At 73.0% G+C, this 22,032-nt stretch carries 21 protein-coding genes and 1 tRNA gene; 10 read left to right on the forward strand and 12 right to left on the reverse strand.

What is annotated here, in order from left to right; genetic code table 11:
• Positions 1-88 precede the first annotated feature (88 nt).
• A complete protein-coding gene (locus ABZ318_RS13385; RefSeq protein WP_030691602.1) occupies positions 89-580 on the forward strand; it encodes an SsgA family sporulation/cell division regulator in 492 nt (163 codons plus the stop codon).
• Positions 581-612: 32 nt separating this feature from the next.
• Here ABZ318_RS13385 and ABZ318_RS13390 read toward each other — a convergent pair whose 3' ends face one another.
• Positions 613-2,004, reverse strand: a complete 1,392-nt coding sequence (locus ABZ318_RS13390) for an FAD-linked oxidase C-terminal domain-containing protein (RefSeq protein ID WP_356902598.1) — start codon at positions 2,002-2,004, stop codon at positions 613-615.
• A 98-nt stretch (positions 2,005-2,102) separates the two neighbouring features.
• Here ABZ318_RS13390 and ABZ318_RS13395 point away from each other — a divergent pair, with 98 nt between their 5' ends.
• Entirely contained in the window at positions 2,103-3,488 is a 1,386-nt protein-coding gene (locus ABZ318_RS13395) for a hypothetical protein (protein WP_356902599.1), read from the forward strand.
• A 100-nt stretch (positions 3,489-3,588) separates the two neighbouring features.
• Here the strand turns inward: ABZ318_RS13395 and hppD are convergent, their stop codons facing one another.
• Positions 3,589-4,728, reverse strand: a complete 1,140-nt coding sequence (gene hppD, locus ABZ318_RS13400; RefSeq protein WP_356902600.1) for a 4-hydroxyphenylpyruvate dioxygenase — start codon at positions 4,726-4,728, stop codon at positions 3,589-3,591.
• Between the two features lie 136 nt (positions 4,729-4,864).
• On the opposite strand from hppD, the gene ABZ318_RS13405 reads away from it, so the two are divergent.
• From ABZ318_RS13405 to ABZ318_RS13415, 3 genes are all read left to right on the forward strand, one after another.
• Positions 4,865-5,332 (forward strand): Lrp/AsnC family transcriptional regulator, encoded by a 468-nt coding sequence (locus tag ABZ318_RS13405; RefSeq protein WP_356902601.1) that lies wholly within the window; start codon positions 4,865-4,867, stop codon positions 5,330-5,332.
• A gap of 90 nt (positions 5,333-5,422) precedes the next feature.
• Positions 5,423-6,004 carry a helix-turn-helix domain-containing protein gene (locus ABZ318_RS13410; RefSeq protein ID WP_356902602.1) on the forward strand — a complete coding sequence of 194 codons (582 nt, stop codon included), beginning with the start codon at positions 5,423-5,425 and terminating at the stop codon, positions 6,002-6,004.
• 213 nt (positions 6,005-6,217) lie between these two features.
• Positions 6,218-7,576, forward strand: coding sequence for an MFS transporter (locus ABZ318_RS13415; protein ID WP_356902603.1), 1,359 nt, complete (start codon positions 6,218-6,220; stop codon positions 7,574-7,576).
• Here the strand turns inward: ABZ318_RS13415 and ABZ318_RS13420 are convergent.
• On the reverse strand, positions 7,509-8,303 hold the full coding sequence (locus tag ABZ318_RS13420) for a S16 family serine protease (protein ID WP_356902604.1): 795 nt from the start codon (positions 8,301-8,303) through the stop codon (positions 7,509-7,511). The two genes, ABZ318_RS13415 and ABZ318_RS13420, sit on opposite strands and share 68 nt — an antisense overlap.
• 9 nt (positions 8,304-8,312) lie before the next feature.
• Entirely contained in the window at positions 8,313-9,440 is a 1,128-nt protein-coding gene (locus ABZ318_RS13425) for an acetylhydrolase (protein WP_356902605.1), read from the reverse strand.
• 78 nt (positions 9,441-9,518) lie between these two features.
• On the opposite strand from ABZ318_RS13425, the gene ABZ318_RS13430 reads away from it, so the two are divergent.
• On the forward strand, positions 9,519-10,469 hold the full coding sequence (locus tag ABZ318_RS13430) for a helix-turn-helix domain-containing protein (RefSeq protein WP_356902606.1): 951 nt from the start codon (positions 9,519-9,521) through the stop codon (positions 10,467-10,469).
• A 122-nt stretch (positions 10,470-10,591) separates the two neighbouring features.
• Here the strand turns inward: ABZ318_RS13430 and ABZ318_RS13435 are convergent, their stop codons facing one another.
• From ABZ318_RS13435 to ABZ318_RS13455, 5 genes are all read right to left on the reverse strand, one after another.
• Positions 10,592-11,233 carry a helix-turn-helix domain-containing protein gene (locus ABZ318_RS13435; protein ID WP_041129456.1) on the reverse strand — a complete coding sequence of 214 codons (642 nt, stop codon included), beginning with the start codon at positions 11,231-11,233 and terminating at the stop codon, positions 10,592-10,594.
• A gap of 422 nt (positions 11,234-11,655) precedes the next feature.
• Positions 11,656-13,452, reverse strand: a complete 1,797-nt coding sequence (locus tag ABZ318_RS13440) for a DEAD/DEAH box helicase (RefSeq protein ID WP_030692023.1) — start codon at positions 13,450-13,452, stop codon at positions 11,656-11,658.
• 149 nt (positions 13,453-13,601) lie between these two features.
• Complete coding sequence (locus ABZ318_RS13445) at positions 13,602-13,973, reverse strand: Fic family protein (protein WP_093875871.1); 372 nt, start codon at positions 13,971-13,973, stop codon at positions 13,602-13,604.
• Complete coding sequence (locus ABZ318_RS13450) at positions 13,970-14,167, reverse strand: Arc family DNA-binding protein (protein WP_093875870.1); 198 nt, start codon at positions 14,165-14,167, stop codon at positions 13,970-13,972. The genes ABZ318_RS13445 and ABZ318_RS13450 overlap by 4 nt, the downstream gene beginning before the upstream one ends.
• Positions 14,168-14,198: 31 nt before the next feature.
• The gene (locus ABZ318_RS13455) at positions 14,199-15,668 is read right to left on the reverse strand and encodes an MFS transporter (protein ID WP_356902607.1); all 1,470 of its coding nucleotides are present in this window, start codon (positions 15,666-15,668) and stop codon (positions 14,199-14,201) included.
• Between the two features lie 179 nt (positions 15,669-15,847).
• Here ABZ318_RS13455 and ABZ318_RS13460 point away from each other — a divergent pair.
• Positions 15,848-15,922: transfer RNA gene (locus ABZ318_RS13460), tRNA-Cys, on the forward strand.
• 67 nt (positions 15,923-15,989) lie between these two features.
• A complete protein-coding gene (locus ABZ318_RS13465) occupies positions 15,990-16,376 on the forward strand; it encodes a hypothetical protein (protein WP_356902608.1) in 387 nt (128 codons plus the stop codon).
• A 27-nt stretch (positions 16,377-16,403) separates the two neighbouring features.
• Here the strand turns inward: ABZ318_RS13465 and ABZ318_RS13470 are convergent, their stop codons facing one another.
• The 3 genes from ABZ318_RS13470 to ABZ318_RS13480 form a co-directional block, all read right to left on the reverse strand.
• Positions 16,404-17,075 carry a hypothetical protein gene (locus tag ABZ318_RS13470; RefSeq protein ID WP_356902609.1) on the reverse strand — a complete coding sequence of 224 codons (672 nt, stop codon included), beginning with the start codon at positions 17,073-17,075 and terminating at the stop codon, positions 16,404-16,406.
• Positions 17,076-17,242: 167 nt separating this feature from the next.
• Entirely contained in the window at positions 17,243-18,145 is a 903-nt protein-coding gene (locus ABZ318_RS13475) for a hypothetical protein (RefSeq protein ID WP_356902610.1), read from the reverse strand.
• A gap of 14 nt (positions 18,146-18,159) precedes the next feature.
• On the reverse strand, positions 18,160-18,579 hold the full coding sequence (locus ABZ318_RS13480) for a hypothetical protein (RefSeq protein ID WP_356902611.1): 420 nt from the start codon (positions 18,577-18,579) through the stop codon (positions 18,160-18,162).
• Between the two features lie 333 nt (positions 18,580-18,912).
• Here ABZ318_RS13480 and ABZ318_RS13485 point away from each other — a divergent pair, with 333 nt between their 5' ends.
• Both ABZ318_RS13485 and ABZ318_RS13490 read left to right on the forward strand, forming a co-directional pair.
• Positions 18,913-19,836, forward strand: a complete 924-nt coding sequence (locus tag ABZ318_RS13485) for a serine/threonine protein kinase (protein WP_356902612.1) — start codon at positions 18,913-18,915, stop codon at positions 19,834-19,836.
• 4 nt (positions 19,837-19,840) lie between these two features.
• Complete coding sequence (locus ABZ318_RS13490) at positions 19,841-22,000, forward strand: PQQ-binding-like beta-propeller repeat protein (RefSeq protein ID WP_356902613.1); 2,160 nt, start codon at positions 19,841-19,843, stop codon at positions 21,998-22,000.
• Positions 22,001-22,032: the final 32 nt, after the last annotated feature.

Raw genomic sequence — 22,032 nt, forward strand, 5'->3', positions numbered from 1 at the left:
TTCCCGAAGTCGCGTAATGAACCGCGACCACCCCGCTCTCTCCGGGTGAAGGCCCGCCCGGGGCCCGTCCGCGAGAAGGAGCACGGCCATGCAGAACACCGACAACACCACCGTCGAGCGCGAGCTGGAGCTGAAGCTGGTCCTCTCCCCCGAGCGCTCCGTCCCCGTCCCCGCCCGGCTCGCCTACCGGACCGACGACCCGTACGCCGTCCACATCACCTTCCACATCGGCACGGACCACCCGGTCAACTGGACCTTCGCGCGCGAGCTGCTCGTCGAGGGCGTCTTCCGGGCCTGCGGCCACGGGGACGTCCGCATCTGGCCCACGAAGGTCGAGGGCCGCAGCGTCATCCTGATGGCCCTCTCCTCCCCCGACGGCGACGCCCTGCTCGAAGCCCCGTCCGCGCAGGTGTCCGCCTGGCTGGAGCGGACCCTGCGCGCGGTGCCGCCGGGCACCGAGTCCGAGCGGCTCGGCATCGACGACGGGCTCGCGGAGCTCCTGGCGACCACCGTGGTCGCCGACGAGCTGTGGCTGCGCGACCCGTGGCCGTCGGACGAGTCCCAGGACGGCGAGCTGTGAGCTCCGTACGCGTGCGCGTGGACCCGATGGATTCAGAAGAGTTTTCCGGGGTTGAGGAGCCCCAGCGGGTCGAAGGCGGCCTTGATCCCCCGCTGGAGCTCCAGACCGACCGGGCCCAGTTCCCGTGCCAGCCACTCCTTCTTGAGGACGCCCACGCCGTGCTCGCCGGTGATCGTGCCGCCGAGCGCGAGGCCGAGCGCCATGATCTCGTCGAAGGACTCCCGCGCCCGCCGCGACTCGTCCTCGTCGGTGTGGTCGAAACAGACGACGGGATGGGTGTTGCCGTCGCCCGCGTGCGCGCAGACGCCGATGGTCAGGCGGTACTTGTCCGCGATCGCCGCCGTGCCGTCGAGCATCTCGGCGAGCCGCGTCCGCGGCACGCACACGTCGTCGATCATCGTCGCGGACTTGATCGTCTCCAGGGCGGTGAGGGAGAGCCGGCGCGCCTGGAGGAGGAGTTCGGACTCGGCGGTGTCCGCAGCCGGGACGACCTCGGTGGCGCCCGCCGCCGTGCACAGCTCCCCCACCGCGGCGAGGTCGGCGGCCGGGTCCGGGGTGTCGAAGGCGCACAGGAGCAGCGCCTCGGTGGTGTCCGGCAGCCCCATGCGCGCCAGCTTGTTGACCGCCTGGACGGTGGTGCGGTCCATGAGTTCGAGCAGCGACGGGGTGTGGCCGCGCTCCATGATCGCGCAGACGGCCTCGCAGGCGGCGGCCGCGGAGGGGAACTCGGCGGCGAGGGCGAGCTGCGCCGGCGGCTGCGGCTTGAGCGCGAGCACGGCCCCGACGACGATGCCGAGACTGCCCTCCGAGCCGACGAAGAGCCGGGTCAGGTCGTATCCGGCGACGCCCTTCGCCGTACGCCGGCCGGTGCGCAGGAGCCGGCCGTCGGCGAGGACGACGTCCAGACCGAGCACGTACTCGGCGGTGACCCCGTACTTGACGCAGCACAGGCCGCCGGAGGCGGTGCCGATGTTCCCGCCGATGGTGCAGGTCTCCCAGCTGGAGGGGTCCGGCGGGTAGTACAGGCCGTGTTCGGCGACGGCGCGGGACAGCACGGCGTTGACGACGCCCGGTTCGACGACGGCGATCCGGTCGACCGGGTTGATCTCCAGGATGCGGTCCATCTTGACGAGGGAGAGCACGATGCAGCCGTCGGAGGCGTTGGCGCCGCCTGACAGGCCCGTGCGGGCGCCCTGCGGGACGACGGGGACGCGGAGTTCGGTCGCGGTGCGCATGACGTGCCGGACCTGTTCGACCGTGCGCGGGAGCACGACGGCCGCGGGGGTGTCGGCCGCGCAGAAACTCGCCATGTCGCGCGCGTAGGAGGCCGTCACGTCCGGATCGGTGAGCAGCGCCTCGGCCGGGAGTCCGGCCCCGAGGGCCTCGTGGAGCCCCTGAAGATCGTCCTTCTGAAGATCGTCCATGCGTCCAGCGTGGCACCCGGGGCCATCGGTGTGAACCCGCCGGAGCGAGCGCTTCGTGTGCTCTTCGTACAGGCGGAGGCGGGCGCACAGTGAGCGCCATGAAGACCGAGAACGTGTCGAGGACGGTCCTGGCGGCCGGGGCGGGCGCGGTGCTCGCGGCGACGGCCCTGCTGTACGTCCCGGAGTTCGCCGGCCAGGGCCCGCCCCCGCCCGGGCCGGCGGAGCGGGCGACGATCGCGGCCCACGCGGGCGCGCAGGCCGCGCTGCCGGACCTGGCCGCGCTGATCACCGACCGGGAGAAGTGGCTGCGGGCCCATCCGGACGACGAGGCCTCCTGGGCCGAGCTGGGCGCGGCGTACACGGAGCGGGGCAGCCGGGTCGGAGACGTACGTGACTATCCGCGGGCCGAGCGGGCACTGCGCCGCTCGCTCGCCGAACGGCCCGCCGCCCGCGGCAACCTGGAGGCGCAGCTGGGGCTCGGGGCGCTCGCCGGGGCGCGGGGCGACTGGAAGACGGCCGAGGAGTGGGGCGAGCGGGTGCGGAAGGCCGACCCGCGCCGATGGGCCGTGTACCCGGTCCTGATGGACGCGTACAACGGCCTCGGGAAGTACGAGGCGGCCCGGAAGGCCATGGAGAGCCTGGAGGGGCTCCACGCGGGCGCGGTGGTGCGGGCCAGGGCCGCGCAGACCTACCGCGACCGGGGCTGGCGCGAGGACGCCGACGCGGCGGCCCTCGACGCGGCGGCGCTCGCGGAGACGGACACGGAGAAGGCGGCGGCCCTCGCGCGGCTCGGGGACCTGGCGTGGGAGCGGGGCGAAGCGGAGGAGGCCCTCGGACGGTTCGGGGCGGCGCTGCGGCTCGTACGGGACCACGGGCCGTCCTTCGCGGGCCGGGCGCGCGCGCTCGCGGCCCTCGGCCGCACGGACGAGGCGGTGCGCGAGTGGCGGGCGGCCCTGGTCCGGCTGCCGCTGCCGGAGTACCTCCTGGAGGCGGGCGAACTGTACGAGTCGCTGGGCCTCGACGGGAACGCGCGGGCCCTGTACGAGCGGCTGCGGGCGGGCACGTGGACGGGGGCGGAGGTGGCTCTCGGGCTGCTCGACGCGGACCACGGCGAGCCGGCGGCGGCGGTCGTCCGGATGCGGGCGGAGTGGGCGCGGGGCCACCGCTCGGTGCGGGTGGCGGACGCGCTGGGCTGGGCCCTGCACCGCTCGGGAGCCTCGAAGGAGGCGCTGGGGTACGCGAAGATCGCCACGGAGGAGGGGCTGCGGAGCGCGCTCTTCGCGTACCACCGGGGCGAGATCGAGCGGGCGCTCGAACAGACCGGCCCGGCGCGCCGCCACCTGGCGGAGGCCCTGCGGATCAACCCGGAGTTCTCCCCGCTGCACGCCCGGCGGGCGGAGGTGTCCCTGGCGGCCCTGGGCGAGCTGCCGGACGGTCCCCCGCCGGAACTCCGCACGAAGCCGGCACCGCCACGCCGCAACTGAACCCGCCCGCCGTGCGGGCCGGGGCCGCCGTGCGGGAGCGGCGGGGCGCATGCGTGAGGGGCCCCGGGGACCTGGTCCCGGAGCCCCTCACAGGCGGCGGCTAGAGGTTGCCGCGCTTCTCCTGCTCCCGCTCGATCGCCTCGAACAGCGCCTTGAAGTTGCCCTTGCCGAAGCCCATCGACCCGTGACGCTCGATCATCTCGAAGAAGACGGTCGGGCGGTCCTGGACCGGCTTGGTGAAGATCTGCAGCAGGTAGCCGTCCTCGTCGCGGTCGACGAGGATCTTCAGCTCGCGCAGGGTCTCGACGGGCACGCGCGTCTCGCCCGCCCACTCACCGAGCGTGTCGTAGTACGAGTCGGGGGTGTCGAGGAACTGCACGCCCGCGGCCCGCATCGTCCGCACGGAGGCCACGATGTCGTTGGTGGCGAGGGCGATGTGCTGCACGCCGGCGCCGCCGTAGAACTCGAGGTACTCGTCGATCTGCGACTTCTTCTTCGCGATCGCCGGCTCGTTGATCGGGAACTTCACCTTGAGGGTGCCGTCCGCGACGACCTTCGACATCAGCGCCGAGTACTCGGTCGCGATGTCGTCGCCCACGAACTCCTTCATGTTCGTGAAGCCCATGACCTTGTTGTAGAAGCCGACCCAGTCGTTCATCTTGCCGAGCTCGACGTTGCCGACGCAGTGGTCGATGGCCTGGAAGGTCCGCTTGGCCGGGGGCTCGACGATCGGGTTGGCGGAGACGAAGCCCGGCAGGTACGGGCCGTCGTAGCCGGAGCGCTCGACGAGGGTGTGACGGGTCTTGCCGTACGTGGCGATGGCGGCGAGGACGACGGTGCCGTTCTCGTCCTTCAGCTCGTAGGGCTCGGTGATGCCGGTGGCGCCGTGCTCGACGGCGTAGGCGTAGGCGGCACGCGCGTCCGGCACCTCGATCGCCAGGTCGACGACGCCGTCGCCGTGCTCGGCGACGTGCTCGGCGAGGAAGCGGCCCCAGTCGGTCGCGACCTTGATGACGGAGGTGAACACGAACCGGGCGGAGCCGTTGGTGAGGACGTAACTGGCGGTCTCGCGGCTGCCGTTCTCCGGTCCGGAGTAGGCGACCAGCTTCATGCCGAAGGCCGTGGAGTAGTAGTGCGCGGCCTGCTTGGCGTTGCCGACGGCGAAGACGACCGCGTCCATTCCCTTGACCGGGAAGGGATCGGCCTCGCGCGCGGTGGAAGGGTTGGGATCGATAGTCATCGAGGTATCTGCCATGGCAGCAATGTCCCGCCGTTCGGCAAGGTGCGCAAGAGTTCGCTTATCCACTGGTCAAGGTGTACAGCGACCGGCGAGTATGGCCGTGCGACTTGTACATCCTGACCATGGAGAGGCCGCTGTGGCGATCGATCATTTGGACGGCCGGCTGATCGCGCTCCTCGCGCGAGAGCCGCGCATCGGGGTCCTGGAGGCCTCCCGGCGCCTGGGGGTGGCGCGCGGCACGGTGCAGGCCCGCCTGGACCGGCTCCAGGCGAGCGGGGTGATCCGCGGGTTCGGCCCGCAGGTGGATCCGGCGGCGCTCGGGTATCCGGTGACGGCCTTCGCGACCCTGGAGATCAAGCAGGGCCAGGGCGCCGATGTGCGGGGGCATCTGGCGACGGTGCCGGAGGTCCTGGAACTGCACACGACGACGGGCCACGGGGACATGCTCTGCCGGCTCGTCGCCCGCTCGAACGCGGACCTGCAGCGGGTGATCGACAGGGTGGTGGCCTTCGAGGGGATCGTGCGGGCGTCGACGGCGATCGTGATGGAGAACCCGGTCCCGCTGCGGATCATCCCGCTGGTGGAGCAGGCGGCGAGCGAGTAGACGCAAGGGGGCCACGCAGAAGGGTCCGTGCAAAGAAGGAGTTGCAAAGAACCTCTTGCAACTCCTTCTTTGCAACTCTACGATTCAGGTATGTCCGAGCCCGAAGAGCATCTGAGCAACGCCCTGGACCCGCGCTCCCTGCGCGGGCTCGCCCACCCGCTCCGGATCCAGCTGCTGCGCAGCCTGCGCCGGAACGGTCCCGCCACCGCCTCCCAACTGGCCGAGCGGCTCAGGGAGTCCAGCGGCGCGACCAGCTACCACCTGCGCCAGCTCGCGGCCCACGGCTTCGTCGAGGACGACCCGACACTCGGCAAGGGCCGGGAGCGCTGGTGGAAGGCGGCCCGGCAGAGCACGACCGTCGACGAGTCGCTCTACAAGAACCCGGACCCGGAGGTCCGGGGCGCCATCGCGGTCTACACCCACGAGATCGCGAACATCCACACCCAGGAGCTCAACACCTACCTCGGCACCCACCAGGACTGGCACGAGAGCTGGCTCGGCGCCTCCGACATGAGCGACTTCACGCTCCGCCTGCCGCCCGGAAAGCTGCGCGAGCTCGACGAACGGATACACGCCCTCATCGATTCGTACCGGGACGTCGAGGAGAAGGACGCGCCGGACGCCGAGCGCGTACGGATCCACTTCCACGCCTTCCCGCAGCGCGAGGACTGACCCGGGACCCGCCGCACGACCCGCACGACCGCACCGTCACCGCCCACGCCCACGGAAGGACCCGCATCATGCATGCCGACATCCCCCTCCTGCTGCACGCGCTGACCGCCGAGGAGCTCCGGCGCGAGGCCGCCGCCGTCCGACCGGACACCCCCGCCCGCCACCCGGCCGCCCTGGCCGCGTGACCGAACCGGGGGATCGGGGGGACATCAGGTGACGACAGAACAGAACGACCGCACTCCGCTGGCCGGCGTCCTGGCCGCCAACGCCGTGTCGGTCACCGGCAATTCGCTCACGCTCATCGGCGTCCCGTGGTTCGCGCTCGAGACCACGGGAAGCCCCGGCAAGGCCGGACTGGTCGCCTTCTGCGCGGCCGTCCCCGTCGTGCTCGCCGCCGTCGCCGGCGGCCCGGTCATCGACCGCCTCGGGCGCCGCCGGGTCAGCGTCACGTCCGACCTGGTCTGCGGCCTCGCGCTCACCGCGATCCCGCTCCTGCACCAGACCGGTCTCCTCCGGTTCTGGATGCTCTGCGCGCTGATGGCGGTCACGGGCCTGTTCCACGCGCCCGGCGAGATGGCCCGGTACGTGCTCGTCCCCGACCTGGCCGGGCGCGCCGGGACATCGCTCACCCGGGCCGCCAGCCTGTACGACGCGGTGGCGCGCGGGGCCCGGATGACGGGCGCCGCGATCGCCGGACTGCTCGTCGCGTTCATGGGCCCCGGCACCGTGCTGTACGTCGACGGGGCCACCTTCGCCGTCTCCGCGCTGCTCGTCACCGCGACCCTGTGCGGGGTGCCGTCGGCGGAGCCGCTGCGCGAGGGACCACGCCTCTCCGTCGCCCGCTACCGCGCCGATCTGCGCGAGGGGTACTCCTTCCTGTTCCGCGCCCGGCTGATGCTCGGGATCACGGTCATGGTGATGGTGACCAACGGCCTCAACCAGAGCTGGAGTTCGGTGCTGCTGCCGGTCCACGCCCGGGAGGAGCTCGGCGGACCCGCCGCGCAGGGCCTGCTCGTCTCGGTCTTCGCCGGCTGCGCCCTCGCGGGCGCCCTGCTCTACGGGGCGGTCGGGGAGCGCTTCCCGCGCCGGGCCGTGTTCACGGCGGGCTTCCTGATAGGCGGCGCCCCGCCGTACGTGGTGGCCGCCCTCACCGACACCACCGCGCCCCTCCTGGTGACGGTGGCGGCGTCGGGGTTCGGCGTCGGGGTCCTCAACCCGATCCTGACCACCGTCGCCTACGAGCAGGTGCCCGACGAGCTGCGCAGCCGGGTCATGGGCGCGAGTACGGCGGGAGTGCTGCTCACGACCCCGCTGGGCGGACTCGTGGCGGGTCTCCTGGTCGAGCGGGCCGGACTGACGGCGACACTGCTCGGGATCGGGGCGCTCTACTTCCTCGCGACGCTCTCGCCGATGGTCTTCCCGGCCTGGCGCGGCATGGACGCCCCGCCGAAGACCGGCCCCGCCGACCTGGCCGACGTCGCTGCCGACGGCGCCGCCGAGGACGTCAGCAGGACGGAACCTTCGATTCCTGCCCCTGCTCCAGGGCCCGCAGGGACGCCACCGCGTCGCTGAGCTCGGTGACGGGCACCAGCCGCAGGCCCTTCGGCTGCTCGGCCAGGGCGTCCGAGCACTCGTCCTTCGGGACGAGGAAGACGGTGGCCCCGTCCCGGGCGGCGGCCTGCGTCTTCAGGGAGACCCCGCCGACCGCGCCGACCGAGCCGTCCGGTTCGATCGTCCCCGTACCGGCGACGATCCGGCCGCCGGTGAGGTCGCCGCCGTCCCCGTCGCCGTCGAGCTTGTCGACGATGCCGAGGGAGAAGAGCAGCCCGGCACTGGGCCCGCCGATGTCCGCGAGGTGCAGGGTCACCTTCACCTTCCCGGGATCCTTCTTCAGGTACCCGAGCGCGGCGAGGGTGGCGGCGTCCTGCGACTCCTTCATCTGCCCGAGGTTGTGCTTCTCGATCTCGGCGTCGGACTTCCCCGAGGGGTAGACGGAGTCGTGCGGCAGGACGGCCCGGTCGGCACGGAACCAGGCGTCGACCACGTCGCCGAGGTCCACGTCGGTGGACGGCCCGGTCGCGATGATCGTCGTCATCCGCAGCTGCCCCTGGGTGGGCCGGACGGGGGCGCCGGTGACGGTGATGACCTCCCGTCCCTTGTCCTCGCCGAGCACGTCGGCGGTCGTGCCGGGCTGCGCGATCGCGTACGGCAGCGGCGCGAGCCCGACGACGGCGAAGAGGGCGGCGACGGGCAGGGCGCAGAGCGCGAGGGCGCGGGGACGGGAGAGGCTGGAGAGCACGCCCCCAATCTACTGGGGCGCGCGCCGGGGCCGGGTCGGGGGCGCGGGCGCCCGGAGCCGGTGATCGAAGAAGGCCCGCACCCCGTGCCGCACGAGGGCCGTCGTCGCCGTGTCCCCCGCTCCGACGAGCGCGGCCCTGGTTCCGGCGGTGACGAGCCCGGCGGCCTGGAGCTGCGGGACGAGGTGGGCGTAGTCGCTGAGGACCCAGTGGTTGGCGTCGGTCAGCAGGACGCGCCGGGCCGGCAGGCCGGCCCAGGAGCGTTCGAGACGGTCGGCGAACTCGAATCCGTCCGTACGGAACATGAGCAGGGGCCGGTCGAGGCCCGCCACCAGCCCCGGATCGAGGTCCAGAAAGCCCTCCAGGTTGACGCCGGCGGCGATCCGGTCGTCGGAGGCCAGGGCGTGGACGGCGGCGGTGCCGCCCGCCGAGTGCCCGTACACGCCGATCCGGCGCAGGTCCATGACGGGGGTGAGGGGCAGGTCCCCGAGCCGGTCGAGGACGAAGCGGAGGTCCGCGACCCGGGTGTCGATCATGGTGCGGAAGGTCTCGGGGTCCGGATTCCCCCGAAGGGCGGTCCAGCGCATCCCGCTCGGCAGCTCCACCTGGCTGGCGTCGCCCGGGTGGTCGACGAGGACCACGACCCGGCCGTGGCTCGCGAGGTCCTCGGCGAGGGTCGTGCCGAGGGTCCGGGAGTCGCCGCCGCCCGGGGAGTACAGCAGCACCGGGCGGCGCCCGGGGAGCGGAGGCGCGTTCACGTGGCCGTGGGTGAGGACCGCGCCCCAGTCGACGCCGGCGGCGGGAAGACCGGGGTGCACCAGGGGCGCCAGGCCGGCGAACTCCCGGGCCTCGGCGGGGGTGAGCTGCGGGGCGCGCGGGAAGCCGCGGACGGTACGGGCCGGGTGGAGAACGCTGATCATCACCTCCCGGGCGCCGGGCTCCCACGGGTCGTCGCGGGAGGTGTCCGTCAGGGCGAAGGTGCGGAGGCCGACTCGGTGGGGGCCGGTCGGCGCGGGCAGCCGGAGAGCGGCGGTCTCCTCCGCCGCCCGGGCTGCGGCGGGGCCGAGCAGGACGGCGGCGGCACCGAGGAGGGCGCTCTTGGCGACGGTCCGGCGGCTGGGTGCGGGGTGCTTGGTCATGCACGGCATCCTTGGGCGGGGCGGGGTGCGGCGCGAAGGTTGAGGCCTCGCCCGAAAGGCTGGCGAACCGGGGGAAGCTTGCTGCGCATCCACTTCACGCCGGAGGACTACACGCGGGTGCGGTTCGCGCCCCGCCCGTCCCCCGTGCCCGAACTGCACGCCGCGCTGATGATGCTCGGCGCCCCGCACGAGGAGCTGCTCTTCGGGCGCTGGCGGGGCAGGCTGCTGCGCGCTCTGCCGCGCGCGGCCGAGCCGCTCGCGGACCTGGTGCCGGGCGGGACGGCGCCGTACTTCCTCGACGTCCTGGGCGAGACGCGGGAGGAAGGCCTCGCGCTGATCCGGGAGGCGGCCCGGCCGGAGTTCGTACGGTCCGAGCTGGAACGGGTGTACGCGGGGCAGCGCGCCGTCCCGCCGCCGTGGGTCCGGGGCCTGCACGACGGGGAGGAGGGGGCGTGGCGGGTGCTGGAACGGGCGCAGCGGGCGGCGTACGAGACGGTTCTGGCACCGGTGTGGGGGCGGGTCCAGGACCTGCACCGGGGGGAGTTCACCCGGCACGCGCTGACGGTCGCCGAGCGGGGCCTGGGGGCGGCGCTGACGGCGCTGGCGCCGGGGCTCCGTGACGGCGTCTGGGAATGGCCCGGGGCCCCTCGCGAGGTGCGGCTCGCCGGGCGCGGCCTCGTCCTCCTGCCGACCTTCCACTGGCGGGGCGGCCCGCTCGTCCAGGACCTCCCGGGCCGCCCGGCGGTCCTGGCCTACCCGGCGGGCGGGGGATTGCCGCTCGCCCCCTCCGGGGCGTCCGACGGCTCGGAAGCCCTCGCCGGGGTCCTGGGCCGGACCCGCGCCGAACTCCTGCGGCTCCTGACGGAACCCCGCACGACCACGGAGCTGGCCCGGTGCCTCGGCGTCAGCAACGCGACGGCCTCGGAGCACGCGGCGGCGCTCCGGGCGGCGGAGCTGCTCACGACGACCCGCACGGGCAGATCGGTCCACCACACGCCGACGCCCCTGGGCGAACTCCTGAGACGGTAACGCCTACCGGGCCATTGTGGGCATTCGTTCCGCCGGGGCGGGACGATTGCCCACACGGGCGGGGCGGCGGGGGCACCGCCCCCGCGGGCGCAGCTCGCGCCCGGGGCTCGTTGCCGCGCGCCCTAGCGCAGCGCGTCCGCGACCTCCCGGGCCGCGTCCACCACTCGCGGGCCCACCCGCTCCGGTACCGCGTCCGCGAGCATGACGACGCCGACGCTGCCCTCGACGCCGGTGACGCCGACCAGGGGCGCGGCCGCGCCACTGGCGCCGGCCTCCAGTTCGCCGTGGGTGAGGGTGAAGCCGGGTTCGGTCAGCCCGCCCTGGCGGGCGGCGAGGATCGCACGGCCGGCAGCGCCCCGGTCGAGCGGGTGTCGGAAGCCGGCCCGGTAGGCGACGTGGTAGTCGGTCCAGGTCGGTTCGACGACGGCGACGGCGAGCGCCTCCGCGCCGTCGACGAGGGTCAGGTGGGCGGTCGCCCCTATGTCCTCGGCGAGCGAGCGCAGCGCGGGCAGCGCGGCCTCGCGCACCAGGGGGTGGACCTGGCGGCCGAGCCGCAGCACGCCGAGGCCGACGCGGGCGCGTCCGCCGAGGTCGCGGCGGACGAGGGCGTGCTGCTCGAGCGTGGCGAGGAGCCGGTAGACCACGGTCCGGTTGACACCGAGTTTGTTGGACAACTCGGTGACCGTCAGGCCGTGGTCGGTGTCGGCGAGCAGTTTGAGGACTCTGAGTCCCCGGTCGAGCGTCTGGGAGGTCTCCGCGGTCACGACGCCCTCTCCTTCAGGGTGAGTGGCGGCGGGCTCTCACGGAGTTACGGCGCCGGTCCCGCGGCGACGCACGTCAGAGGCCGCCGGCAGGAAGGGGTACACCGGCTGCGCTCCGCGGCGGCGCTGCCACGGGGCGAATGCTTGTGAGCCGGGACAGTAGCGGCGCGCTCCGCTGAGCGGAAGACCTCGTCCAGAATCCGGGCGCAGGCGACCGGATGAAGACGTTTCGGGACCTTCGTCGGTCGGACGAGGGACTTTGGCGGACAAGATCGGTTATGTCGTGCACGTAGCGTGGAGGCGGCGGGAGGCCGACCGTGGGGGCCGGCCTCCGGGCCCGCTCCCGTCCTCATGGGATGCGCGAGCGGGACGCGCGAGGCCCGTACGCGCGGCGGCGTACGGGCCTCGGTCACGGACGTGTCGGATCACCGCATGCGGGTGGCCCACTCCTGGACCTTCTTGATCCGTTCCCGGATCTGCCCCGCCGTCGCCTCGGCGCTCGGCGGTCCGCCGCAGACCCGGCGCAGCTCGGTGTGGATCACGCCGTGGGGCTTGCCGCTCTGATGAACGTACGCACCCACCATCGTGTTGAGCTGTTTCCGCAGTTCGAGCAGCTCCTTGTGGGAAACGACAGGCCGCCGTTCCGCCGGAAGCTCCAGGAGGTCCGCCTCGGTGTCCGGCTTCTTGCGGCTGTGCGCGATCTGCCGGGCCTGGCGCTTCTGGAGGAGCAGCTGCACCTGGTCGGGTTCGAGGAGGCCGGGGATGCCGAGGTAGTCCTGCTCCTCCTCGCTGCCGGGGTGGGCCTGCATGCCGAACTCGGCGCTGTTGTACAGCACGCGGTCGAAGACGGCGTCGGACTCCAGCGCCTCGAAGGGCAGCATGTCCTGCTCGCCGGTGTCCTCGTCCTGCTGGCGCTCGGCCTCGGCCATCTCCTTCTCGGACTCGGCGTACGGGTCCTCGTCCTCGCCGGCCTTCTTCGGCTTGTCGAGGACGTGGTCGCGCTCGACCTCCATCTCGTTGGCGAAACCGAGGAGGCTGGGGATCGTGGGAAGGAACACGGACGCGGTCTCGCCGCGCCTGCGGGATCGCACGAAGCGGCCGACGGCCTGGGCGAAGAAGAGGGGGGTCGAGATGGTGGTGGCGTACACGCCGACGGAGAGGCGGGGGACGTCGACGCCCTCCGACACCATCCTGACCGCGACCATCCAGCGGTCGGTGCTCTCGCTGAACTCGTCGATGCGGTTCGAGGCGCCGGCGTCGTCGGAGAGGACGACGGTGGCCTTGGTGCCGGTGATCTCGCGGATCAGCTTGGCGTACGCGCGGGCCGAGTCCTGGTCGGAGGCGATGACGAGGCCGCCGGCGTCCGGGATGGACTTGCGGACCTCGGTCAGCCGCCGGTCGGCGGCGCGCAGGACGTTCGGCATCCACTCGCCCTTGGGGTCGAGCGCGGTGCGCCAGGCCTGCGAGACGGCGTCCTTGGTCATCGGCTCGCCGAGGCGGGCGGCGATCTCGTCGCCGGCCTTGGTGCGCCAGCGCATGTTGCCGCTGTAGGAGAGGAAGATGACCGGCCGGACGACGCCGTCGCCGAGAGCGTTGCCGTAGCCGTAGGTGTAGTCGGCCGACGACCGCCGGATGCCGTCGTTCCCCTCCTCGTACGTGACGAAGGGGATCGGGTTGGTGTCCGAACGGAAGGGGGTGCCGGTGAGCGCGAGGCGCCGCGTGGCGGGCTCGAAGGCCTCCAGGCAGGCCTCGCCCCAGGACTTGGAGTCTCCGGCGTGGTGGATCTCGTCGAGGATGACGAGGGTCTTGCGCTGTTCGGAACGGTTGCGGTGGAGCATGGGCCGTACGCCGACGCCCGCGTAGGTGATGGCGACGCCGTCGTACTCCTTGCTGAGCGGGCCGGCGCTGTACTCCGGGTCCAGCTTGATCCCTATCCGCGCCGCGGCGGCCGCCCACTGCTTCTTCAGGTGCTCGGTGGGGGCGACGACGGTGACCTGCTGCACGACGTGGTGGTGCAGCAGCCATGAGGCGAGGGTCAGCGCGAAGGTGGTCTTGCCGGCGCCGGGCGTGGCGACCGCGAGGAAGTCACGGGGCTGCTCCTGGATGTACTTCTCCATGGCGCCCTGCTGCCAGGCGCGCAGCTTGCCGGCGGTACCCCAAGGGGCCCGGCCGGGGAAGGCGGGAGAAAGGTGATGGGAGGAGGTGGCGGTGGTGGTAGTCACGATCTCCGGGTTCGACGCTCGTCCAGATATGACAACCGGGCCACCTTACCGGCGGCCCGGGCGGAACCTCGATCGAACACGGAGCGGGCGGCGCTGTGACCTCGGGCCGTGCGGCGAGCATCACATCCGCCACACGGCCCGGCCCCGGTTCAGCGCGCGAACCTCGGGAGCTGCGCGGCGATCTTGGGGACGTCGAGGGCCCCCTGACAGACGTCCAGGACGAACGACTCGGCCTCGTCGACGTCGAAGTCCGCGTCGAGCGGGTGCCCGTTCAGGTGCAGGAAGACCCAGGTCGCGTACCAGGCGATGCGCTTGTTGCCGTCCACGAGGCCGTGGTTGCGGGCCAGAGACTCCATGAGCGCGGCGGCCTTCTGCCACACGTCGGGGTAGGCGTCCTGGCCGAAGACGCTGGACTGCGGGCGCGCCAGGGCCGAGTCGAGCAGGCCGTAGTCCCGCACCTCGTCCGTCCCCAGCCGGGCTGCCAGGTTCAGCAGCTCGGGAAGGGTGAGGTAGTACGTCACGCGAGCCTCCGGTTCAGCTCCTCGCTGACCTTGAGAACGTGCTCGGCCGCCTCGTTGAAGAGGCGGGAGTGCTCGTTTATGGCCCGGACCACGGCGTCATGGGCGAAGGACTGCATGCTGCGTCCCTCGGCCTCCGCCCGCTCGCGCAGCGCGTCCAGCTCTTCTTCTGTGAACCTGACATTCAGACCAGCCATACCCCACGGTACCGCGTGGTACCGCCCGGTGTCATCGGCTTTCCGGCACCTCCCGCAGCCGCGTCGCGACCCACACCCCCACCGCCGCCACCCCCGCCACCGGCAGGAAGACGGCCGCGAAGGCGGCCGGGTGGGAGCCGGTGGTCGCGCCGGCGTCCATCGCGTGGCCCACCGCGCCGCCGCCGAGCGCCGCGAAGGCCGCGCCGCCGGCCGCGAGGAGCAGGACGTTGGAGAGGCCGTCGGAGATCTGGAGCGCGGCCGAGTTGGCGCCGACCTCCTCGGGGGCGGAGAGCTTCATCAGGAGCACGCTGGTGGAGGAGATCACCGCGCCCATGCCGAGGCAGCCGAAGGCCCAGACGACCGCGACCGTCCACACCGGCACCGACGCGATCAGCACACCGGGCGCACCGGCGATCGCGAGGGCGATGAGGACCATGCCGAGGACGACGAGCCGCTCCCGGTACGGCTCCGTCCACGGCCGGGACTGGATCCAGGAGCCGAGCGCCCAGGTGAGGCCGCCGAGGGCGAGGGAGAAGCCGGCCAGGGTGGGGCTGAGGCCGCGCTGGGAGACCAGCATCAGGGGGATGAAGGACTCGGCGGCGATGAAGGACCCCGCGGCGATGCCGCGGAGCAGGACGACGGAGGGCAGGCCGCGGGCGGCCCGGCAGGTGCCGCGCGGCAGCAGCCCGCGGACGGCGGGCACGAGCAGCGCGAGCCCGGCCGCGGCGGGCAGGAGGGCGAGCGGGCGCAGTTCCTCGCCCGCGTACTGGAGGAGGGCCGCGCCCGCCGAGATGCCGAGGGCGAGCACGATCCGGCGCCGGTCCCAGGAGGCGAGGGGCGCGTCCGGGTCGGCGGGCCCGGAGGCGGTGCGGCGTATCGCGGGGAGGGCGAGGGCCAGCGGGAAGACGACGAGGACGGGGATGCCGACGAAGACCCAGCGCCAGCCGAGCTGCTCGGTGATCGTTCCTGCGGCGAGGGGGCCGACGATGGAGGGCACGACCCAGCTCGCGGCGAAGGCGGCCATGATCGCGGGCCTGAGGTGTTCGGCGTAGGCCCGGCCGACGACCACGTACAGGGCGACGATGACGAGGCCGCCGCCGAGGCCCTGCACGGCCCGGCCGAGGATGAACATCCACATGGCGCCGGCGGTTCCGGAGAGGAGCAGTCCGGCGGCGAAGGCGCTGATGCCGGTGGTGAGGGACGCGAGCGGGCCGCTCCGGTCGGACCACTGGCCGGCCAGGACCATGCCGAAGAGGCTGGTGGTGAAGTACGCGGAGAAGGCGAAGGCGTAGAGCGGGATGCCGTGCAGTTCGCGGGCGGCGACGGGCATGGCGGTGCCGACGGCGGTCGCCTCGAAGGCGATGAGCAGGACGACGGAGACCATGCCGATGCTGAGCGCCCGGTGGGCCGGATCGAGGACGGAACCCTCGGCTTCGTCGTGCGGGGCCGGGGGTCCGGGGGCGGGGGCGACGTCGGCGTCGCGGGGTTCGAGGGCGCTCATTCCCCCAGGGTAAGAGGCGAACCCCGGGATGGCTCCTGTCAGGAGTCCCGGTCCTCCTCGGCCCTTGGACGTACGACCGCGAACGGAATGTTGCGGCGGTGTGGCAGTCGTATGGCACGCCTCCCGGAACCCTTGAGCCCCTCCCGGCGCCGCCCTACGGTCGTACCAGTGCACAACACGACCGTGTGCCCGAGTGGTTGAGGGGCTCGCCTGCAAAGCGAGTTACGTCGGTTCGATTCCGATCACGGTCTCCAGACGAGCTCCTTCGTGGGAGCTCACGGGATCTTCACAATCCGCGGCCCGGTGTGCGACAGTCCGCCCATGAACGATCAAGGCAGACGCAAGCTGGGCGTCCTCGTCGGCGTGGGCCTCGCCTGCGGCCTGCTGCCCGGCATCACCCTGGGCGGCACGGAGACCATGGACACGGTCCTCGCCGTCCTGATGGCGGCCGTCGTCATGACGGTCCTCACCCAGCTGATCTTCATCGGCCCCTCGGGCCGCGTCCCGCTCCCCGCCCTCCTGGTCTTCGGCCTCGCCGGCTTCGCCCAGGACGCCCTGATCTGGTGGCTGCTGTCCTGGCTGGGCCCGAAGATCGGCTACCTGCACGTCGAGGGCCTCGCGACGATCCTCCTCGCGGCCCTGATCACCCGCGCGACGGTCCTGCTCCTGTCCCAGCTGTCCCCGGCCGTGGAGACGGCCGAGGACTGAGCGGCCTCCTGCCACTTCCCCGCGCCCTCAGGGCAGCAGCTTCTCCGGCACGGTGACCTTCTCGGCGCACCCGAGCAGCTCCCGGGTGCTCTCCGCGAGCGCCTTCAGCAGCTGATCCGTGGACACGGGCCGGGCTGCTGCGCGGTCCGTGTCCACGGAGACCCGAAGCGGCAGCTCCTCGCCCTGTCCGGCCCGAGTGCCGGGGACCGTGCACGGCATGATGAGGGAGGGGCCCTCGCTCCTCCCGATACGGTCGAGATAGACCCCCTTCGCCACCTCGCGGAACTCACGCGCGTGCTTCCCCTCGGTCACGAAGGTCACGTCGTACATCGACCAGCCGACCGAGGCGCTGACCCACGCCTGCTCCCCGTCGATCCGGCCCTCGATCTGGCAGGGCCGGAAGGTCGTGCGCGAGAGCTTGTCCGTGTCGGGATCCCAGACCTGCGCCTCCGTGAGCATCCGCTCCTTCATCTCGGTGAGCGAGCGGTCGTGCAGCTGGAAACCGTCCCCCAGGCCGGCCCGGAGCGCCGCGACGTTCTGCTCCCCGAACACCTGCCCGCAGTTCTTCAGGGCAGCCGGCGACACGGCCTCCGCGCCCTTCTCCCGCTCACCGTCCCCGTCTCCGGAGCATCCGGTCACGACGAGGACGGCCGCCAGAGCGCCGACGGCGATCCCCGACAGCCTGCGCGTGTTGCTCACCGTCCGCCTCACTTGTTCGCCGTCAGGTCGTCGACGCTCTTCGCGCCCATGTTGTACGAGGACTCGATCTCGCGGATCAGCTCCTGCCGCTCGGCCACGGCCCTCCCCGCCCGCCTCGACAGGCTCGTCCCGCCCCGTCGTCAGGGGGCGCCGGAACGACGGGGACGTCACCGATCACTACTCTCGCCGCGCCACTTCTTCCCGGTGAAGACGGGCGTCTCGGGAAGCCCGGCGTCGTTCTCGCAGCCCGGCTTCTTCACGACCGCGAGCGTGACGGAGTGGAGGACGGTGAGGTAGGCCTCGCGGGTGGCGGGGGTGCTGGCGGGGTAGGAGCCCTTTGTCGGCTTGTCGAACTCGAGCGAGGCCCCGACGGGGGCCGGCTGCTTGTCCGACCCCTTCAAGCGCGGGCTGGTGCACTGGACGAAGAGGGAGGCCGACTTGTTGTCCGTGCTCGTCTCGCGGCCCATCTCGTAGAGGTACCGGCCGCTGGTCCACCACTTGGCAGCGCCGTCGTCATAGAGTGCGCCGCGGTCGTACAGCCAGACGTCGATGTCGATCCCGCTCCTCGGGGAGGCTTCGGTGGTGACCTCGCACATCGAGGGATGCCCCGGCGGCCTGCCCTCCCTCGCCTGATCCTCGATCAGCACGTTCACCGTCCGCGCGAGCCCGGTACCGGCCGAGTGGTACGCATGCGTGCCCAGCAGCGAATCGACTGCCTCGACCGTGCCGTCGGACCTCACCCGGAAGCCCTTGGCGGGGGCCTCCGTCTCGACGGTCTTCTTGAGCTCGTCCTTCGCCTTCTTGAAGGCGTTGTAGCCGTCCTCCAGGACCTTGTGGATGCCGTCGGCCGCCTTGGCGGCGTCGCCGAACTCCTTCGCCGTCTTGTCCACGAAGGGCTTGGTGACCTCGGCGTTCACCCCGCGCCAGTAGTCGTCCCCGGCCTTCGCGGCCATCGTCGACCGCGCGTCCCGGGCGAGGGTGTCGAGCTTGCCCTTCATCGCGGCCCAGTCGTCGGCCGCGGCCTTCATCTTGTCCAGCGGCGCCTGGTAGACGTTGTCGAAAGTCAGCACAGCAGGTCCCCCGCCTACTTGAGGTACTCGTTGATCCTGGACGCCGAGAGGGCGGCCGCGATGTCCGCCTCTTCCTCGGCGTGCGAGGCGGCGCTGTAGTCCAGGTGGTTGGAGATGTTGGCGCAGGCGTCGAGCAGCGTGTTCAGCTGCGAGCTCCACGTCTCCTGGACGGTCGTCAGCGCGGAGCCGGTGAGGAAGCCGTGGCCGGCCAGGCCCGTTCCCGCCTCCGTCGTGCTCGTACGGGCGTGGTTGCCGTCCTTGACCAGCCGGCCGTGCAGGGCGTACGCGGCGCTGCCGATGGCGCCGAGCTTGTCCTGGTCGACACTCAGGTCGGCGCCGCCACCGCCGGGTTCGAGGGCGACCTGGTTGAGCCTCGTGTCCACGTTGGCCGTGGAGGCGGACCGTACGGACGCCCACTCCTGCTCGAACGACATGCTCTCCCCCGCTGCTTCCGCGACCTCGCGACGTTGACCGTTGACCGTTCCGGCTTCGCCTCAGCAAGTTTCACGGCCGGTGAAGCACCGAGATCCTAGCCCCCGGGCATCCGTTCGAGCACTCCCCGCAAGGGAAATACGGCAGGTGCGAGCTCATCACGACGTACACACGCATGCTTCACCTTCGCAACTCGGACAGCCCGGACGTTCCAGGCCCGACCACCCGGCCCGGCCCTGGCCGCCGTGCTCCCGGCCGCGGCCCTCCCCTCCCGTCTCGATAGGCTCGTCCCGCCCCGTCGCCACGGGGCGCCGGAACGACGGGGGAACGTACACGTGGAACAGTCGCGCACGCGGGAGGAATCCGCGCGCCGGATCGGTCCGTACCGGCTGATCACCCGCCTCGATCCGCCCGACCGGCCCGGCCGGCCCGGTTCCGCCGTCCCCTGCCGCCGGTTCGTCGCCCGTACGGGCGACGGGGAGCGCACGGTCCTCCTGAGCGCCCCGCTGCCCGGCGCCGACCCGGCCCGCTTCGCCACGGAGGCCGACGCGGCCCGGCGCCTCCTCGGCCCCTGGATCGCACCGGTGACGGAGCTGGCCGCCCCGGGCGAACCCCCCTGGTACGCGACCCCCTACCTCCCCGCGCTCCCCCTCCCCGTGGCCCTCGCCGTCCACGGCGGGCCGCTGCCCGAGGCGACCGTACGGGCCGTGGGCACCGCCCTCGCCGAGGCGCTCGCCGCCGCGCACGCCCAGGGCCTCACCCACGCCGGGGTCTCCCCCGCCGCGGTCCTGCTCACCGCCGACGGCCCCCGGCTGACCTGCTTCGGCGCGGTACGGGCCGCCTCGGCCGACGGCGAACCGCGCACCGGCCTGCCGGGGCTCGACCCGGGCGCGCTCGCGCCCGAGCAGGCGACCGGCGGCCGCCCGCGCCCGCCGGGTGACGTCCACGCCCTCGGCGCGGTCCTCGCGTACGCCGCGACCGGCCACACCGTGCCCGAACGCGACGAACTCCCGCCCGCACTGCGGCCGGTGCTCTCCTCCTGCCTGGCCCGCGACCCGGCGGACCGCCCGACCGCCGCCCACCTGACGGCCGCCCTCGCGCCGCCCACCCCGCACCAGACGGTCCTGAACTCGGCCGGCGCCCTGCTCACGCCCGGCTGGCTGCCGGGCCGGGTGGTGGCGGCGCTGGCCCGCCAGTCGTCCGAACTCCTCGCGGCCGAACTCCCCGCCGACGCCCCCGACACCCCCTCCCGGACCTGACCTCATGCTGTCGCCCCTGACCCACGACGACCCGGCCACGGTCGCCACGTACCGTCTCCTCGCCCGCCTCGGCTCCGGCGGCATGGGCACGGTCTACCTGGCGCGCACGCCCGGCGGCCGCACGGTCGCCCTCAAGACCGTGCACGCCCGCCTGGCCACCGACCCGGCCTTCCGCAGCCGCTTCCGCCTGGAGACGGACGCGGCGCGGATCATCGGCGCACGGCACGGAGCGGCCGTCGTCGACGCCGACCCGCTGGCCGAGACGCCGTGGCTGGCCACCGAGTACGTCCTCGGGCCGCCGCTCGACGACGCCGTCGCGCTCGGCGGCCCCCTCCCCGAACCGACCGTCCGCGCCCTCGGCGCCGCACTCGCCGGGGCCCTCGCCCAGCTGCACTCCTCGGACGTGGTCCACCGCGACCTGAAGCCCTCGAACGTCCTCGTCACCGCGTACGGCCCGAAGATCATCGACTTCGGCATCGCCCGCGCGGCCGGCGACGACCACCTCACCCGCACGGGGGCGGCGGCCGGCACGCCCGCCTTCATGTCGCCGGAGCAGGCGAGCGGCGAGGAACACACCGCGGCGGGCGACGTGTTCGCCCTGGCCGGCGTCCTCGTCTTCGCCGCCACCGGCCACGGCCCCTTCGGCACCGGCTCCCCCGCCGACCTCCTCTACCGCGTCCGCTACGCCGACCCCGACCTCACCGGCGTACCGGAGGCCCTCCTCCCCCTCCTGACGGCCTGCCTGTCCAAGGACCCGTCGTCCCGCTCCACCACGGGCGCCCTGACGAACCACCTCCACGACGGCCACGGCGACTTCGCGGACCACCTGCCGCCCCTCCTCCTCGCGGACATCGCCCGCCGGGCGACGGACGTGTGGCTGCACACGCCCCACCGCCTGCCGGCACCGGCGGAATCCGCGACGACGGCGACGGTCCCGAGCACTCCGGTCTCGCGGCGCCGTCTGCTCTCGGCGGGCGGCGCCGCTCTGATCGGGCTCGCGGGAGCGGGTGGCGGGGCGTGGGCGTGGCTGGGCTCCCGGACCGACGCCGGAAGCAGCCCGTCCGCCACCGGCCCGACCGCGATCCCGGCGACGACGGCCTCGGACGGGGCGCCGGCGGCGCTGTGGCGGGGGAAGTCGCTGGACCGGGAGGAGAGCATCACGCCGCTGCTCGCGGGAGACGTCGTGGGCTTCGCGGAGACGGTGTCCTTCCGGGCGCTGGACACGCGGAACGGTACCGAGTTGTGGACCAGCATGATGCCGGAGCCGAACCAGATCATCACGGACGGAACCCGCTTCTACACGTCGGACGGCCCCAGCGACGGCCCGCCCGCCCTGCAGATCCGCACCTTCGCGCCCCGCACGGGCAAGGAGACGGCCCCGCTCATCGAACTCAAGGGCTTCGAGGGCTCCTCGTTCGGCACATCCCTCCTCGCGGCGTCCGGAGGGCGGCTGTTCGCCGCCTCGCTCGTCGGCCGCCAGACGGACGACCCGAAGCACGGCCGGCACCTGCTCGCCGTCGACCTGCGCACGGGCAAGGAGATCTGGCGGCAGCCTCTCGCCTCGCACAACGCCCGCCCCTTGCTGTCCCGGGTCGTCGGCGATCTGCTGGTCCTCGGCAGGAACAGCGACGACCTCGACTCCTTCGACCTCCAGGCACGGGACGTGCGCACCGGGCGCCGGCTGTGGCAGCGGAGCCTCCCGCTCGAGGACTCCCTCTACTTCCGTCCCGGCCAGCTGGCGACCGACGACCGGCACGTGTACCTCGGCGGCGACCGTCTCAGGGCGCTGCGCCTCGCCGACGGCGCCGTCGCCTGGGAACACGGCAAGGGCTCCGTCTTCGGCATGCCGGCCGTCTCGGGCGGTCTCGTCCACGCCAACGAGGCCGGCCGCGGTCTCGTGGTCGTCAGCGCCGACAAGGGCGCCGCGCGCTGGGAGGAGGCCCCTTCCGGCCGCAGCCTGTCCCCGGACTTCCACTCGGTCCCGGTGGTCGGGACGAAGTACGTGTACGCCCCCGTCCGGGGCGGGCTGAGCGCGGTCGACCGGGCGACCCACCGCTCGGACTTCGTCTTCCCGACGGACGCGACCCGGTACGTCGTCGACAGGGCACGGGCCCGGATCCTCGGGGCCGGCCCGTCGTCCGTCGTGGCCATCCCGCTCGCCTGACCATGCGCCCTCCTTCTCCCACCGACCCGGAA

This window comes from Streptomyces sp. NPDC006197 (assembly GCF_040613865.1).
Lineage (GTDB): Bacteria > Actinomycetota > Actinomycetes > Streptomycetales > Streptomycetaceae > Streptomyces.

What these genes read in the sequence shown, in the direction of transcription:
- ABZ318_RS13385 (WP_030691602.1), top strand. Translation starts at nt 89, where the DNA reads ATGCAGAACACCGACAACACCACCGTCGAGCGCGAGCTGGAGCTGAAG.
- ABZ318_RS13390 (WP_356902598.1), bottom strand. Translation starts at nt 2,004, where the DNA reads ATGGACGATCTTCAGAAGGACGATCTTCAGGGGCTCCACGAGGCCCTC.
- ABZ318_RS13395 (WP_356902599.1), top strand. Translation starts at nt 2,103, where the DNA reads ATGAAGACCGAGAACGTGTCGAGGACGGTCCTGGCGGCCGGGGCGGGC.
- hppD (WP_356902600.1), bottom strand. Translation starts at nt 4,728, where the DNA reads ATGACTATCGATCCCAACCCTTCCACCGCGCGCGAGGCCGATCCCTTC.
- ABZ318_RS13410 (WP_356902602.1), top strand. Translation starts at nt 5,423, where the DNA reads ATGTCCGAGCCCGAAGAGCATCTGAGCAACGCCCTGGACCCGCGCTCC.
- ABZ318_RS13425 (WP_356902605.1), bottom strand. Translation starts at nt 9,440, where the DNA reads ATGACCAAGCACCCCGCACCCAGCCGCCGGACCGTCGCCAAGAGCGCC.
- ABZ318_RS13450 (WP_093875870.1), bottom strand. Translation starts at nt 14,167, where the DNA reads ATGGCTGGTCTGAATGTCAGGTTCACAGAAGAAGAGCTGGACGCGCTG.
- ABZ318_RS13455 (WP_356902607.1), bottom strand. Translation starts at nt 15,668, where the DNA reads ATGAGCGCCCTCGAACCCCGCGACGCCGACGTCGCCCCCGCCCCCGGA.
- ABZ318_RS13465 (WP_356902608.1), top strand. Translation starts at nt 15,990, where the DNA reads ATGAACGATCAAGGCAGACGCAAGCTGGGCGTCCTCGTCGGCGTGGGC.
- ABZ318_RS13480 (WP_356902611.1), bottom strand. Translation starts at nt 18,579, where the DNA reads ATGTCGTTCGAGCAGGAGTGGGCGTCCGTACGGTCCGCCTCCACGGCC.
- ABZ318_RS13490 (WP_356902613.1), top strand. Translation starts at nt 19,841, where the DNA reads ATGCTGTCGCCCCTGACCCACGACGACCCGGCCACGGTCGCCACGTAC.